This is a genomic window from Mucilaginibacter metallidurans, assembly GCF_003286435.2.
Lineage (GTDB): Bacteria > Bacteroidota > Bacteroidia > Sphingobacteriales > Sphingobacteriaceae > Mucilaginibacter > Mucilaginibacter gossypii.
On sequence record NZ_CP043449.1, the window covers coordinates 7,478,186 to 7,493,686 of the forward strand.

General features: G+C 43.9%; 16 protein-coding genes. 11 read left to right on the plus strand and 5 right to left on the minus strand.

The window, feature by feature from the left end:
• Positions 1-23: 23 nt before the first annotated feature.
• Positions 24-1,298, minus strand: a complete 1,275-nt coding sequence (gene purD / locus DIU38_RS32460; RefSeq protein WP_112657896.1) for a phosphoribosylamine--glycine ligase — start codon at positions 1,296-1,298, stop codon at positions 24-26.
• 182 nt (positions 1,299-1,480) lie between these two features.
• Here purD and DIU38_RS32465 point away from each other — a divergent pair, with 182 nt between their 5' ends.
• Positions 1,481-1,933, plus strand: coding sequence for a hypothetical protein (locus DIU38_RS32465; protein ID WP_149354212.1), 453 nt, complete (start codon positions 1,481-1,483; stop codon positions 1,931-1,933).
• 142 nt (positions 1,934-2,075) lie between these two features.
• On the opposite strand, the gene DIU38_RS32470 is transcribed toward DIU38_RS32465, so the two are convergent.
• The gene (locus DIU38_RS32470) at positions 2,076-2,486 is read right to left on the minus strand and encodes a BrxA/BrxB family bacilliredoxin (protein ID WP_112657918.1); all 411 of its coding nucleotides are present in this window, start codon (positions 2,484-2,486) and stop codon (positions 2,076-2,078) included.
• A 202-nt stretch (positions 2,487-2,688) separates the two neighbouring features.
• On the opposite strand from DIU38_RS32470, the gene DIU38_RS32475 reads away from it, so the two are divergent.
• The 10 genes from DIU38_RS32475 (at position 2,689) to DIU38_RS32520 (ending at position 12,834) form a co-directional block, all read left to right on the plus strand.
• Positions 2,689-3,555, plus strand: a complete 867-nt coding sequence (locus DIU38_RS32475; protein WP_112657900.1) for a M23 family metallopeptidase — start codon at positions 2,689-2,691, stop codon at positions 3,553-3,555.
• A gap of 123 nt (positions 3,556-3,678) precedes the next feature.
• The gene (locus DIU38_RS32480; RefSeq protein ID WP_091165603.1) at positions 3,679-4,062 is read left to right on the plus strand and encodes a bactofilin family protein; all 384 of its coding nucleotides are present in this window, start codon (positions 3,679-3,681) and stop codon (positions 4,060-4,062) included.
• Between the two features lie 119 nt (positions 4,063-4,181).
• Positions 4,182-5,498, plus strand: coding sequence for an adenosylhomocysteinase (ahcY, locus tag DIU38_RS32485; RefSeq protein WP_091165610.1), 1,317 nt, complete (start codon positions 4,182-4,184; stop codon positions 5,496-5,498).
• Between the two features lie 361 nt (positions 5,499-5,859).
• Positions 5,860-7,617: a TonB-dependent receptor gene (locus DIU38_RS32490; protein ID WP_149354213.1), complete on the plus strand. Its 1,758-nt coding sequence runs from the start codon at positions 5,860-5,862 to the stop codon at positions 7,615-7,617.
• Complete coding sequence (locus DIU38_RS35030) at positions 7,548-7,751, plus strand: TonB-dependent receptor domain-containing protein (protein ID WP_167516334.1); 204 nt, start codon at positions 7,548-7,550, stop codon at positions 7,749-7,751. Before DIU38_RS32490 ends, DIU38_RS35030 begins: the two co-directional genes overlap by 70 nt.
• Positions 7,709-8,215 carry a TonB-dependent receptor gene (locus DIU38_RS34585; protein ID WP_167516335.1) on the plus strand — a complete coding sequence of 169 codons (507 nt, stop codon included), beginning with the start codon at positions 7,709-7,711 and terminating at the stop codon, positions 8,213-8,215. Before DIU38_RS35030 ends, DIU38_RS34585 begins: the two co-directional genes overlap by 43 nt.
• Before the next feature lie 258 nt (positions 8,216-8,473).
• Positions 8,474-9,001 (plus strand): hypothetical protein, encoded by a 528-nt coding sequence (locus tag DIU38_RS32505; RefSeq protein WP_112657904.1) that lies wholly within the window; start codon positions 8,474-8,476, stop codon positions 8,999-9,001.
• Positions 9,002-9,163: 162 nt separating this feature from the next.
• The gene (fabG, locus tag DIU38_RS32510) at positions 9,164-9,907 is read left to right on the plus strand and encodes a 3-oxoacyl-[acyl-carrier-protein] reductase (RefSeq protein ID WP_090529006.1); all 744 of its coding nucleotides are present in this window, start codon (positions 9,164-9,166) and stop codon (positions 9,905-9,907) included.
• Positions 9,908-10,089: 182 nt separating this feature from the next.
• On the plus strand, positions 10,090-12,171 hold the full coding sequence (locus DIU38_RS32515; RefSeq protein ID WP_146750338.1) for a vWA domain-containing protein: 2,082 nt from the start codon (positions 10,090-10,092) through the stop codon (positions 12,169-12,171).
• Positions 12,172-12,411: 240 nt separating this feature from the next.
• On the plus strand, positions 12,412-12,834 hold the full coding sequence (locus tag DIU38_RS32520; RefSeq protein WP_112657908.1) for an endonuclease domain-containing protein: 423 nt from the start codon (positions 12,412-12,414) through the stop codon (positions 12,832-12,834).
• Positions 12,835-12,955: 121 nt separating this feature from the next.
• On the opposite strand, the gene DIU38_RS32525 is transcribed toward DIU38_RS32520, so the two are convergent.
• The 3 genes from DIU38_RS32525 to lspA all read right to left on the minus strand — a co-directional run bounded on the left by DIU38_RS32525 (position 12,956) and on the right by lspA (position 15,442).
• On the minus strand, positions 12,956-13,225 hold the full coding sequence (locus DIU38_RS32525; RefSeq protein ID WP_317132416.1) for a septum formation initiator family protein: 270 nt from the start codon (positions 13,223-13,225) through the stop codon (positions 12,956-12,958).
• Between the two features lie 163 nt (positions 13,226-13,388).
• A complete protein-coding gene (locus DIU38_RS32530; RefSeq protein WP_112657910.1) occupies positions 13,389-14,753 on the minus strand; it encodes a DEAD/DEAH box helicase in 1,365 nt (454 codons plus the stop codon).
• Positions 14,754-14,905: 152 nt separating this feature from the next.
• Positions 14,906-15,442 (minus strand): signal peptidase II, encoded by a 537-nt coding sequence (gene lspA, locus DIU38_RS32535; protein WP_090528994.1) that lies wholly within the window; start codon positions 15,440-15,442, stop codon positions 14,906-14,908.
• Between the last annotated feature and the right edge of the window lie 59 nt (positions 15,443-15,501).

Genomic DNA, 15,501 nt, shown 5'->3' on the forward strand with positions numbered 1-15,501 from the left:
TGACTTAATGCCCCAATGGCCTCTTAAAGAAGGTCAAAGCCAATATCTTTCCTAAAGTACATGCCATCATAATAAATCCGGCTTGCATCGGCAGTAGCCTGTTGCAGGGCGCTGAACATATCATCCTGTACGGTGGTAATAGCTAATACACGGCCGCCCGTGGTTATTACATCATTGCCATCCATTGAAGTACCTGCGTGGAACACGATCGAGTCGCGCACGTTTTCGGTACCTGTGATCACCTTGTTTTTCAGGTATTCGCCGGGATAACCGCCTGCAACCATTACTACGGTGGCAGCTGTTTTAGGGCTAATGATGATCTCTTTTTCGTTCAGGTTCCCTTCGGCAACACCTAACAGCAAATCAACAAAGTCCGAATCGATACGGCGCATCACACTTTCCGTTTCTGGGTCGCCCATACGGCAGTTGTATTCAATAACCCAGGGTTCACCATTGCTGTTCATCAGGCCAATAAAAATGAAGCCTTTATAAAGGATGCCATCTTTCTTCAAACCTTCAATGGTAGGGATGATCACGCGCTCCTCTACCTTTTTCATGTAAGCAGCGTCGGCAAACGGAACGGGAGAGATAGAGCCCATACCACCGGTATTTAAGCCAGTGTCACCTTCGCCAATACGTTTATAATCTTTAGCCTCGGGTAAAATTTTATAGCTGTTGCCATCGGTCATCACAAAAACTGATAGTTCAATGCCTGTTAAAAATTGTTCAACAACCACGCGTGAGCTTGCTTCGCCAAATTTGGCATCAGCCAGCATGGCAGTAAGCTCGGTTTGTGCTTCCTCTAAACTAAGGCAGATCAGTACGCCCTTGCCGGCTGCAAGTCCGTCGGCTTTCAATACCACCGGTAAACCGGCAGTAGCTAAATAGGTTAGGCCATCCTGCAGGGTATCTTTGGTGAACGTTCTGTAAGCAGCAGTAGGGATGTTATGTCTCTCCATAAACTGCTTGGAAAAATCTTTACTGCCTTCCAGCTGTGCGCCTTCTTGCTGCGGGCCAACAACCGGGATGTTTTTCAATTGTTCATCGGCCAGGAAAAAATCATGAACGCCTTTTACCAGGGGTTCTTCGGGGCCAACCAATACCAGGTTGATATCCTCTTTTAAAACCAGCGCTTTAATGCCTTCAAAGTCGGTAACTTTAATATTTACGTTTGTACCGTATTGGGTGGTGCCGGCATTGCCGGGAGCAATAAAAAGTTTGTCGCAATGAGCGCTTTGGGCTACTTTCCAGGCGAAGGCACTTTCCCTTCCGCCCGAACCAAGAATCAGGATGTTCATGCGGCAAAGATAGTTTTTTTAATAAGCCTTTAATACTATATATGAGGCTACTTGTGTTATAAGTAGTAAATTTACCCCATGGCCGTAGACTCGAAAAGTTTGAAAAGCTCCCGGTATACCAAAAATCGCAGGAATTATTTGACCTGGCGGATGTAATTGCCGAATCATTAAAGGAAGATAGCATGAAAGAACATCTGGCCATACAGATGTGCAGTAATGCCGCTCTGATCCAGGCAAAAATTGCCGGCGCCGAAGGTGGTAGCCTGTATTCGCTGCGGATGCAAAATGCTGTGCTCATTAAACTTGCGGTACAGGATATGTTTAATGCCGTATCTTTTGCATCAATGGTGAAAATTAATGAAGAGGACTATGTACAGTTGATGAGGGAAAAGGTAGAGGAGTTTCGCCTGGTTTTTGTAGAATGGATCAGGGGATTTGATAAAAGCTATGATATCCCCGACAATTGGGCCATCCGCTTTGACACCAGTACGCCCGAACAAGAAAAGATGGAAGAACTGATGTTTGATGAAGACCGCTTTTTTGGCGAATTTAATGAGGATGACGAAGACATGGGCAGCTTCGATGATTTTGACGATGATGAAGATGATGAGGACAAAAACGACGACGATAAATAAAGCAGAACGACATCGATTTGATTTCGGTTATCTAATTTTTGATTTCGGATTTTGAATAACAAAACAAAAGAGCTGAAGGATTTTCCCTCAGCTCTTTTATGTTTTTTAGCTTTCTGCTTTAAGCCTTCGGCTTTCAGCTCAATTAGCAGTATTGTTCAAACGCATCAATCAGGTTATCGGCAATCATTTGTGCCGGGCGGCCTTCTATCTGGTAGCGCTCAATTATATGCACCAGCTTGCCATCTTTAAACAGCGCCATGGCAGGTGACGATGGCGGGTAAGGCAACATATAGTTACGCGCGGTATCAACAGCTTCTTTTTCCATGCCTGCAAAAACGGTTACCAGTTTATCTGGATGTTTGCCGTTTGCGGCGGCAATTTTAGCAGCTGGGCGTGCGTTTGCCGCAGCACAGCCACATACCGAGTTAACCATTACAAATACTGTACCTTCGCTTTCAATAGCGTTTTTTACAGCATCGGCATCTTTTAATTCTTCAAAACCAACCCTGGTCAGATCTTCCCGCATCGGGGCTACTAAATATTCCGGATACATCATTTTTTTTTGCTTTACAATAAAATCAGTGTTACAAAAATAAGAAATGATACTTGGTTTACGTTTATAAAAACTCAATAATAACAATTGGTTGACGATTAACGTAGAAGGCTATTTCATTGATAACCTGTTTACATACATTTAATATTGTTTTATTAACAGTAATTTTTAACTTGCGTATCCCTAATTTATTTTGAATTTGATGAAACTTAAAACACCTGATATTAGCACTGTTGTTATCATCAACAAAAATCAACAGCATACAAAATCATTACAAGTAAAAACCAAGCACCTTAACAGGCTTAAACACTACGCGTGGAGCATAGCTGCTATTGTTGCCGTACTTGGTGGTTTGGTGTTTTACCTGCATCATAAAAGCACTGTACAGGAGGCCGAAAACCAGCAGTTACAGGCGCAGATAGCTAAACTTAAAGGCACCATGCCGGTTGTTAAAGCAGAGGTAAATACGCAGGGTACTGCCCAGTCGTACATTCAATCTATCGAGGGTAAACTTAAAACTATAAATGAGTATTTAAAAAGGCGCGGCCTTAAAGGTTTCACTGTAAAAGGTACCGGGGGCGATGGCAACAGGGAAGGGGTAAAACTACCCGATACTGAAGCTTACAGCCTGTATGACGATTACCTCAAGCGTTTAACAAGCACTATTGCGTTTACCCCGATGGGCTATCCGAGGATCAGCTCGTTTACTTCATTTTTTGGTTACAGGAGCGACCCTTTTGATTCGGAGCATGCCGAGTTTCACCCTGGTATTGATTTTAAAGGTAACCGCGGCGATGCTGTAAAATGCACAGCCAGCGGCAAAGTTGTTTTTGCAGGATGGGCCGGTGGTTATGGTAAATGTGTCAGGATTCAGCATATTAACAACCTGGAGACCTTGTACGGACATCTTTCAAAAATTGAAGTGAAGGTAGGGCAGCAGGTTACCGTTGGTGATAACATAGGCAAGGTAGGTTCAACCGGGCACTCAACGGGTGCACACCTGCATTATGAAGTACGTAAAAATGGGAAGCCGATTAACCCGGTAAATTTTTTAACCCTGAATAAATAAGTTCTAAGTAGGAAGTTTGTTAAGTCGGAAGTCTTAAGTCCTGAGTCGGAAGTTGACCATGGATTATTATGATGCAGATTTAGAACTATCGACTTCGGACTTAGAAGTTAAGACTTTAAAAACATGGCTATTTTTTCTAAAAAAGATAAAGTTGCGCTTGATTTACAGGCAATCTCGACCCTCATTAGCGAAGGCAGTGTATTAGAAGGTAACCTGAAAGCCCCGGCTTTTGCACGGATCGACGGACTTGTTAACGGCGATGTAATGGTTGATGAGGGCCTGATCCTTGGCGAAAAGGGAGAGGTTAAGGGAAATATAAGTACCAAAGAGATCTTTGTTTATGGCACGGTAAGGGGCGATATTAATACCTCCTCGCTTGAAATAAAAGCTACAGGCCGCATAACCGGCGACATCAAAACACAGAACCTGGCCGTTGAAAATGGCGGGGTTTATAATGGTAACCTGACCATGCAGCAGGGAGAGGTGCAAAAGCAGTTACAGGCATAGATAGCTTTTTTAAGTTCTTGCTGCTAAATAGCACAATTGCCCGTTCTTGTCAATGAAAACCAAACATTTCATTTTCACAAGGATATCAGTTAACTTTGCACTCTCAAAATAAAATCGATATGTCATCAGTAGAAACTGCATTCGTTAAATACAAAGTAAAAGATCTGTCGCTGGCAGAGTGGGGCCGGAAGGAAATTGAACTGGCTGAGGCTGAGATGCCCGGCTTAATGGCTTTACGTAAAGAGTACGGCCCAAGCCAGCCGCTTAAAGGCGCAAGGATTGCCGGTTGTTTGCACATGACCATCCAAACCGCTGTTTTAATTGAAACCCTGATTGCCCTTGGTGCCGAAGTTACCTGGTCGTCATGTAATATATTCTCAACCCAGGATCATGCCGCTGCTGCTATTGCTGCCGCCGGTATTTCTGTTTACGCCTGGAAAGGCATGAATGCCGAAGAATTTGACTGGTGCATTGAACAAACTTTATTTTTTGGCGAAGACCGCCAGCCGCTTAACATGATCCTTGATGATGGCGGTGATTTAACCAACATGGTATTGGATAAATACCCTGAGCTGGTTGCTGCTATCAAAGGCTTATCAGAAGAAACTACCACCGGCGTACACCGTTTATATGAGCGCATGAAAGCAGGAACCCTGCCAATGCCTGCTATTAACGTTAACGATTCGGTTACCAAATCAAAATTTGATAACAAATACGGTTGCCGCGAATCATTGGTTGACGCTATCCGTCGCGCTACCGACGTGATGATGGCCGGTAAAGTGGCCGTTGTTTGCGGTTATGGCGATGTTGGTAAAGGTTCGGCCGATTCTTTACGCAATTCCGGCGTACGTGTTATTGTTACCGAGATCGACCCGATCTGTGCTTTACAGGCTGCAATGGAAGGTTTTGAAGTTAAAAAACTAAGCACTGCTATCACTGAAGCTGATATCGTGGTTACTGCTACAGGCAACAAGAACATTGTTCGCGAGCAGCACTTCCGCGCGTTGAAAGATAAAGCAATCGTTTGTAACATCGGTCACTTTGATAACGAGATTGACATGGCCTGGTTAAACGGTGTTTATGGCAATACCAAAGTGGAAATTAAACCACAGGTTGATAAATATACCATTGAAGGTAAAGACGTTATTGTGTTAGCCGAAGGCCGTTTGGTTAACTTAGGTTGCGCTACCGGTCACCCAAGCTTTGTAATGAGTAACTCGTTCACCAACCAAACTTTAGCTCAATTAGAGCTTTGGACAAATGGCGCGGCTTACGAAAACAAAGTTTACACCCTGCCAAAACACCTGGACGAAAAAGTAGCCCGCCTGCACCTTGCAAAAATCGGTGTTGAGCTGGAAGTACTTGACCAGGACCAGGCTGAGTACATCGGCGTAACGGTTGAAGGTCCGTTTAAACCGGAATATTACCGTTATTAATCTTTTTAAGGTTAAAGCATAAAGGCGAAAGCTGAAAGGTTTTTGCTTTGAAAATATGAGAGGCTGTATCACAAATTGTGATGCGGCCTTTTTTGATTTATATGATTTGATGTTTTTCATGAGTTAAGCCCGATGAACTATCCCGGGCATAATATGATCAACCGTTTTAGAAGTCGCGGTTGAGACGTGATTTTACACTTGAATAACCGCGCGCAGGACCTGAGAGCGTAACTACAATTACACAATATATTTTTTACATAATTAAGTAATATTTATGTGTCCGTAACTGTTAATTGTTTGTCATTTGCTAATATTGACAATCGATTACAATGTGTGATCTGTACACATTTATACCTGTTTTATGCATAAATTATTTACTTTATTATTTGTTGTTATTGCATTTTCGGCCCGGAGCCAAACCAGGGGCGACTTTTCGGGCACCGTTACCGATAGAAAGAACCAGCCTATCGCGGGCGCTACGGTGTATTTGCTCAATACCAACTACCAAACCAGTGCCGACAGAAGCGGGAAATTTATTTTAAAAAGCATAACTGCCGGGAAATATACCCTGCATATCAGCGCTATTGGCTATGCGGCTAAAAATATCCCGGTAATTATAATCGGTACCAGTCGCCCAATAACAATTCAGTTGAATGATGCCAGCAACCAGTTGGATGAGGTTACAGTATCAGCGCAAAAAACCGAAGAGCAGGCACAACGTGTGCCATTCAGCATTTCAACGCTATCAGCTAAACAAATCCAGGATTACAGGCTTTGGGATTTAAAGGATCTTACTGCCATTGTACCTAACTTAAACTCAGGCGCTCCCGGCGATGGCCGTACCGTTACCGGCATCCGCGGAATTGTTACCACATCATATGACCCCGCCGTTGCAACCTATGTTGATGGTGTAAACCAATACGGACTGGATACTTACATTCCGCAATTACTGGATGTGGATAGGATAGAAGTGCTTCGTGGCCCGCAGGGAACGCTTTATGGCCGTAATGCTACCGGCGGTGTTATCAATGTGATAACCAGGCAGCCATCAAATACCCTGAGCGGTTTTGCAGGTGTTGATGTGGGTAATTATAATCAGCAACGTTATACCCTCGGCATCAAAGCCCCTCTGGTAAAAGATAAATTGTATTTAGGCGTAGCAGGAATTTATTCAGGCTTTAATGGTTTTTATACCAATACCTTTAACAATACCCATTTTGATAAACAGCACTACTTTTTGGGTAACTACTACCTGAAGTTTTTGGCTACCTCCAAACTGGCCTTTACGCTGAATGTAAAAAATTACAACAACCGCAACAACGGCGCGTTCACCTTGGCAGGTTCGCCTGATGATGCTTTAAGTCATCCTTTCGAGGTTAACCAGAACGCTACGACTAAAATGGTTGATAATACTTTCCAGTCATCATTAACGGCCAACTACAGCGGCAATGATTTTAATTTCACTTCGCAAACATCCTACCAGGTAAACAACCGTTATTATACCACACCTATCGATGGCGATTTTTCTCCTATCGACGCCGTATCTATCATAAATAATTATGGCGGCAAATGGAACAAGGTAAAAACCACCATCCAGGAGTTCCGCTTTACTTCGCCGGCATCATCAACCTCAAAATTGAAATGGGCAGCCGGTACTTATGGCTTTTATCACTATGCGCCAAACAGGCAGGGTACTTACTTTGGTGACGATGCCGGCGCTGTTGGCTCACCGGTGACTGATTTTACCAGTATCAATACCAATACCGACCGAAACTATGGCATAGCTGTTTACGGACAGGCTACTTATGCCGTGAATGAGCAGTTTGATATCACAGCTGGTTTGCGTTATGACTACGAGCATAAAAAGGAAAACGTAATGGGCGAGTTCCTGCCAAAGGGCGGCGAGTCGGTTGTTACCCGCTCGGATACTTCATCAACGGCGCACTATAAAGCATTTACGCCTAAGGTTAGCCTGGCTTATCATGTATCAGCACATAATAACCTGTTTGCTACTTACAGCCGCGGTTTTCGCGCGGGGGCATTACCGAGTTGGGTTCTGATCCTTCGTCTCCGCCGCTTTACTCCTTCAAGCCCGAGTACAGTAATAATTTTGAAGTAGGATCAAAAAACGACTTTTTAGATAACCGCCTGCGTGTAAATGTAACCGCGTTTTATACCCGCGTTACCGATGCCAGGTACCAACACTGGTATTGCCTGATGCCATCACCGTTACCAAAAATGCGGGTAAATTAAGCAGCAAAGGTATTGAAGCCGAAATTACCGCAACCCCAATTAAAGGCCTGGAGTTTGATTACAATTTCGGTTATACTCACGCCCGTTATACTACTTTAGTAGTTGGCAGCAATGGTGAAGAAGTGAATTTAAAAGGCAACAAGCAAATTTATACGCCTAACATCACCAGCATGCTGGCCCTGCAATATGGCTATGATTTGGGCGGTCTGCTGAAAACTAAACTGATTGCCCGTGGCGAGTGGCGCTATCTTGGCGATCAATATTTCGACCTGGCAAACCAGATAGAACAAAAAGGCTATAACAAGTTCAACGCGAGGGTAGGTGTAAGCACCAAAAGGTTTGGGCTGTTCTTTTGGGAAAGCAATATCGCCAACAAAAAATACATTGATTATGCCTATGATTTCGGCGCGACACACTTAGGCAACCCGCGGACCTATGGAGTGTCGCTGAATACTACTTTTTAAGTTAAACTTCTTATAGAAAAATGTCATTTCGACGAGCATAAAGGACATAAGCGGTGGCTGCGAGGAGAAATCTTCTACGCTATGCTTAAAGCTGGTTTAGGCGTATAAGATTTCTCTTTCGCCCCGACGCACTGATCTCTACCGCTCCGTCGAAATGACATTTTTATTTTAAAACTTTCAGTTATTCTGGCCTATATTATCCGGGATATTTTTCGTTAATTCAATCAAAATCTGACTGTTAATAAACCCTGAATTATCATGAAAAAGAATATCCTGCCTCTGCTTATCGCTATAATTACCATTGCTATCACTTTTCCTGCGCACTCGCAGGTTATTACCAAATACGGAGATAATGTAAGTACGCTTGACGGTATCATGAAAGCCTATTATGGCGTAGTTACTGTTAAGAAAGGCGAAAAGGTAAGCTATGAGCGCGACAGCCTGCTGCATATTGCCAATGCCCATGTTGGTGCAGGCTATACCGATAAGCAAGGCAAACAGCAGTTTAGCTATATGACGCTGAAGGAATACCACAAACTGGCCGACCCATCATTGTCAAAAAATGGTTTTGATGAGCGGGAGATAGCCCGCCGCGTTGAAAAATTTGGCAGTATTTACCACGTATGGAGCACCTACGAATCGCGTAATACAGCCGACGGGCCGGTAACCGAACGCGGCATCAACAGCATCGAATTGTTTAACGACGGCACTCGCTTCTGGATCCTCGCCTGGTTTTATGATGGCGAGCGTAAGGATAACCCGATACCGGCGGAGTATTTGAAATGATTTTTTGGGTTCATGGTTTTAATTCATAGTTGATAGATCATGGTTCATGGTTTTTTGCTTAGGGCATTTTTTACTATGATCTATGAACCATCAACTATGAACTCATTTGAACAGAAACAAAAAACTCCTAACTTCACCGCCCTGAAATCATATACTGTAATTATGAAATTATTAGAAGGAAAAACCGCGTTGGTTACCGGCGCGTCAAAAGGAATAGGCCGCAAGATTGCCGAAAAATTTGCCGAGCATGGCGCTAACGTAGCTTTCACTTATTTGTCGTCTGTTGAAAAAGGCCAGGCCCTTGAGCAGGAGCTGCAAAGTTTTGGCACTAAAGTAAAAGGTTACCGTTCTGATGCTTCCAAATTTGACGAGGCTGATAAACTGATTACTGATATTGTTGCTGATTTCGGTACGCTTGATATTGTTGTCAACAATGCCGGTATCACTAAAGACGGTTTGCTGATGCGCATGACCGAAGAAAACTGGGACGAAGTGCTTGACGTTAACCTGAAATCGATATTTAATGTTACCAAGGCTGCCTCAAAAATCATGATGAAAAACCGTAAAGGTGTATTCATTAACATGAGCTCGGTTGTTGGTGTGCAGGGCAATGCCGGCCAGGCCAACTATGCTGCCTCAAAAGCGGGTATCATTGGTTTCTCTAAATCAGTAGCTAAAGAACTGGGTTCACGTAACATCCGTACCAACGTGGTTGCCCCGGGCTTTATCCGCACCGAAATGACCGAAGTGCTCGACCCTAAAGTTGTTGAAGGCTGGGCAGCAGGTATTCCGCTTAAACGCGCGGGTGAAACTGAGGACGTAGCTAATGCCTGTGTATTCCTTGCGTCGGATATGGCCGCTTACATCACCGGACAGGTTATCCCTGTTGATGGTGGTATGTTGTAAGAATGCACCCCCTCTAAATCTCCTCCAAAAGGGGAGACTTGAAAAAGCTTTTAAGCCCTCTCCTTTGGAGAGGGTTGGGTGAGGTTTAAAACTTATTCCCCTCCTTTCACAATAATTTCGCATTTTGCAGGTAATGTTTATTGGGCCGGATGATCTGCGCCCTGACGATACTATAGCTACAAATGTTTTCACTTACATGGGGTTCTGTTTCGGGATGGTGGTTGCCTGCCGGCTTATTGCTTGGTTTGGCATATGCCTGGCTCATGTACCGCAAGCCGGTTGACCTAAGTAAAAACTTACGCTATGTGCTTGCCGCTATCCGGGCGGTAACCGTGTTTTTTATAACGGTGCTGCTCATATCTCCCCTGGTGAAAACGGTTAAATACGAGCCGCAAAAGCCTTTAGTGCTTATAGCGCAGGATAATTCGTCGTCCGTGAATGCTTTTAAACCTGCAGGCTTTAATTCATCTGCTTTTGTTGATGGTCTGGCTAAACTAAAACAGGAACTTGGCGACAAGTATGATGTGCAGGAAGTTAATTTTGACAAAGCCCTGCATCCCGGTCTTTCAAAAAAATTTAATGGTAAGCAAACCGATATAGCAGGTGCGTTGCACCAACTTAACGACAGGTTCACTAATCAAAACATCGGTGCGCTGATATTGGCAACTGACGGTTTATATAACCAGGGTAATGATCCGCAATATGAGGCCAGGAATATCAAAACCAGTATTTACACCATAGCCCTTGGCGATACTACGGCTAAGCGCGATCTGCTTATCGGCAATGTAAACTATAACAAAACGGCCTTTTTAGGAAATGATTTTGTGATAGAAGTGCTTGCCACCGCCTACCAAAGCAAGGGCGAAAGTATGAACCTGTCGGTTAGTGAAGATGGTAAACAGGTGTATGCCCAAAGCATTGCGGTAACCGCAAACGATTTTAAAAAGATCGTACCCATAAAACTGAACGCTGCTAAAAAAGGCATCAGAAAATATACTATCAGCATTGCTCCTGTTAAGAACGAGCTGTCCATCCAAAACAATACCGAAACTATTTATGTGGAAGTGCTTGATGCCCGGCAAAAGGTGCTGCTGTTATACAACGGTCCGCATCCCGATTTAACGGTGATTAAGCAGGCTATCGAAACCAATAAGAACTTTGAGGTAAAGGCAAGTTCACTTGCTGATGCTGCAAGCATTAAACCGGCAGATTATAGCCTGGTGATCCTGTACCAGCTTTCGGCAGGCGAATACCCGCCGGTAAAAAGCTTTATTGCTAAGAGCAAAACGCCGGTTTGGTATATCGTTGGTTCACAAAGTAACCTGCAGGCCGTTAACAATGAGCAAAGCACGGTACGCATAAGCGCAGGCCGTGCTGAAACGCAGGAAGTGATGCCCCTGCCAACTAATGATTTTACGGCTTTCACCCTCTCCGATTCAGCGCGAAAAAAGATTACCGCCCTTCCGCCATTAATAGCGCCGTTCGGCAGTTATGGAACCGCTGCAGGTGCTTCAGTTTTATTGAAACAAAAAATTGGGACTGTAGCTACTATCTATCCTTTACTGGCCTTTGGCGATGAGGCCGGCCGGCGTATCGCCGTATTAACCGGTGAAGGTCTGTGGCGCTGGCAACTGGCCGAATATCAAAACTATGGTAACCGCAACGCTATCGATGAGCTGCTGAGCCAAACGGTACAATATTTAACTGCCAACGCAAACCGTCAGCGTTTTCGTGTTTATCCGGCCCGTAATGTATTTGATGAAGGGGAAAACGTGATCCTTAATGCCGAGTTGTATAATGAAGCCCTTGAGTTGATTAACGTCCCTGATGTAAAGATAGAGCTGAAAAGCACTGCCGGAAAAAACTATAGCTTCCTGTTTACACGTACCGGGCAAAGCTATCAACTTGATGCGGGTACCCTCCCCATGGGCGAATACACCTACAATGCATCAACCCAAAACGGCAAACAGGAGTTTAAAGCTACCGGGCAATTCACCATAAAACCGCTTAACCTCGAAACCCGCCAAAGCGCTGCTAATCATACATTGCTTAATACCCTGGCCAAACAAAGCGGCGGGCAAATGATCAAACCATCGCAGCTAAGCCAGCTTGCCGACCTGATCCGCAAAAATGAGAACATCAAAACGGTGGTTTATGAAGATAAGCATTACAGCGATTTGATAGATCTAAAATGGCTGTTTGGGTTGATCCTGCTGCTATTATCAACCGAGTGGTTTTTGAGGAAGCGGGAAGGGGAAGTGTAGGATAGTAGAGTCAAGACGGCAAGAAGTAAGAGGCAGGAGGTTGTGGAAAGAAGATACATAGATAGGTAAAAAGCCTGGGATGTGCGATTCCCTCCCCCGGGAGGGTGAAGGGAGGGTTTCAGCGAGATGTAAGGTCATTGCAATAGCGTATAACCCTCCCTGCCAATGCGCAATCCCACCGCACCCTCCCAAGGGAGGGAATTAAAAAGACTCGAATAATTATCATAAAACGATAAAAAAATGGTTAAAATCATCCCATACAACCCCAAACTAAAAGCAATCGCCAGAAAACTTCGAAAAGAGATGACTTTTGGCGAGGTTCTCCTATGGAATGAGTTAAAAGAAAATAAGCTACTGGGTTTCGACTTTGATCGTCAGCGTTGTATGGATAATTATATAGTCGACTTTTATTGCAAGGAACTAATGCTGGCAATTGAAGTAGATGGGCGGTATCATAATTATGAAGATGTTTTGATTAAGGATGATGTCAGGCAAGCGAAATTAGAAAGCTTCGGTGTCCGGTTTTTGAGATTTGCTGAAGCAGACGTGAAAGAGGACTTGGATAATGTGTTGAGAGCTATTGAGGGAACGGTAATAACTATTTTGAAGGACGATTCTTCTATTAAGTTACCTAAAGGATTTGATAGTAATTTGTTGGATTGACGTATAAACCCCTCCCTTCACCCTCCCAAGGGAGGGAATCGCACAAGACCCAGCTTTTTTGCATTTTCTTACTTCTCCTTCGTCTCCGGCACCACCACGTAAACATCCTCATTGGCTTTTTTCATGAGGTACTTTTCACGGGCAAATTTTTCCATTTGCTGGGGTTGGTGGTCAATTCTTTAAGCTCTTTGGTCACCTGGTCGGTTTGGGCTTTGTAGAAATCGCGCTCGAGCCTTAGTTTTTTAACCTGCTGGTGGTATTGGTATTGCGAAAAAAGATCGTTCCTGTCAAAAAATATCATCCACACCACAAAAGCAATGGTAACCAGGAAAAACTTGTTCTTGAAAAGATCTATAAGGCGTTTCATTGATACCGGCTGGATAATTTTCATTTAAAGCTATTTAATTTTTTCGACCGTTACAAATATGCTTATTAACTTATTAACAGGAAAGTTTTTTGCGGTGAATGGTTGATTGAGTTGATTATGTGAGTGGTTGGTTTTCGGAGATTATAACTACTCACTTAATCAATCATTCACTTAATCAACTTAATATTTATCCTCTTTTAGCTCCACTCATACCGCTGGCCCCGCCGCGACCAGCCTCTGAACGGCTGCCGCCTGATCTTTTATTGCCGCCTGAGCGGCCGTTACCGCCCGGACGGTTATTGCCGCCACCTCCTGACCTGCGGTGGCCGCCCCGGCCGCCACCGCCGCCACGCTGGCCGCCGCCGGAGCCACCTTTTTTAGGCGCTTCGTTTATTTTAGCTGCCATAGCTGCTGGACTAAGCGGGTATGGATGACCTTCCTCAATCGGAATTTGTTTGGCTATTAGCTTGTGGATATCTTTCAAAAATTCCAGCTCTTCAGCATCGCAAAATGAAAATGCTATGCCATTGGCACCAGCCCGGCCCGTACGGCCAATACGGTGTACATAAGTTTCGGGTACGTTTGGCAACTCATAGTTGATAACATGGGTAAGGTCATCAATATCAATACCACGGGCAGCGATATCTGTAGCTATTAATACTCGGGTTGTGCGGTTTTTAAAGTTAGTTAAAGCACGCTGCCTTGCATTTTGTGATTTGTTGCCGTGAATGGCTTCGGCAGTGATACCTACACGGTTCAGGTCTTTAACCACTTTATCGGCGCCATGTTTGGTACGGGTAAATACCAAAACGGTTTTAATGCTTTTATCTTTCAGGATATGGATCAGCAATGATTTTTTATTTCCCTTATCCACATAATAAACTGCTTGCTGAATGGTATCCGCAGTTGATGAAACCGGGGTAACTTCAACCTTTTCGGGATTATTCAGTATACTATCTGCCAGGCTCTGGATCTCTTTTGGCATAGTGGCCGAAAAGAACAGGGTTTGCCTTTTTGCCGGTACTTTAGCTATGATCTTTTTAACATCGTTAACAAAGCCCATATCTAACATACGGTCGGCTTCATCCAGTATCAGGAATTTAACATGCTCCAGGTGAACATAACGCTGGTTCATTAAATCCAGCAAACGGCCCGGTGTTGCCACTAAAATATCAACACCGCGGCGCAAAGCATCAACCTGTGGGTTTTGTGATACGCCACCAAATATAACCAGGTTTTTAAGGCCGGTATGTTTGCCATAATTGGTAAAACTTTCGCCAATTTGAAGGGCAAGCTCGCGGGTTGGGGTTAAAACCAATGCTTTAATGGTTTTTTGCTCTTTGTGGGCTATCCTGTCCTGGTGTAATAATTGCAGGGTGGGGATAGCAAAGGCCGCTGTTTTGCCTGTACCGGTTTGAGCACAGCCCAATAAGTCCCGGTGTTGTAATATGATAGGAATGGCTTGTGCCTGTATTGGAGTAGGTGTGGTATATCCCTCTGTTTTTAAAGCCTTGAGGATGGGCTCAATTAAATTTAAATTTTCGAATGACATTCTGATTGTTTGTAATATATAATGTGCTAACGCGAAAGCATAAGCGGATCTGAAGAGTTTGCTGGGCTCAAAACCGTAAGCGAACGGGTAATTAGCTGCAAAGATACGCTTTTTATTGTTAAGAAATTTTTAAGAGCAATAACTGCACCGGATTAGGCTGCCAGCGTTTCGGTATCAGGAGTTCCTTGTTCCTTTTTGGCCTTACGGTCTTTTTGCCATGATTCCAACAGGATTAAGCCCATACCTATCATAATGGATACGTCGGCCACATTAAATACGCCTGTTTGGAAGATTCCGAAGTTCATGTGCATAAAGTCAGTTACGCTGCCGTATAGCATCCTGTCGTATAAATTACCTGCACCACCGGCAATAACCAAAACTATGCCTGTGGTGGTTAATTTGCCTATTGATGGTTTTAACATGACATAAAAAACGCCAAAGGCAAGGGCCAGTAAAGGCAGCAACGATAGCAGGATGAATTTCCATGGGTTTTGCAGCGAATCGCCAAGACTTAAAAAAGCTCCCGTGTTTTCGGCATGCAGAATGGTGAAAAAGTTTTTGATAACAAAAATGTTATCGCTGATGTGAATATGCTCCCTAACGTAAATTTTAGTAACCCTGTCAAGCCCGATGCTTAAAACTAATACCAGCACTATACCCAATATCCTCAAAATCCCTTTTTTGTTCATTAGTTTATTTTAACAAGTTATTATAACGTGGTTGCCTTAGTTTAATTATATGGCTTTAG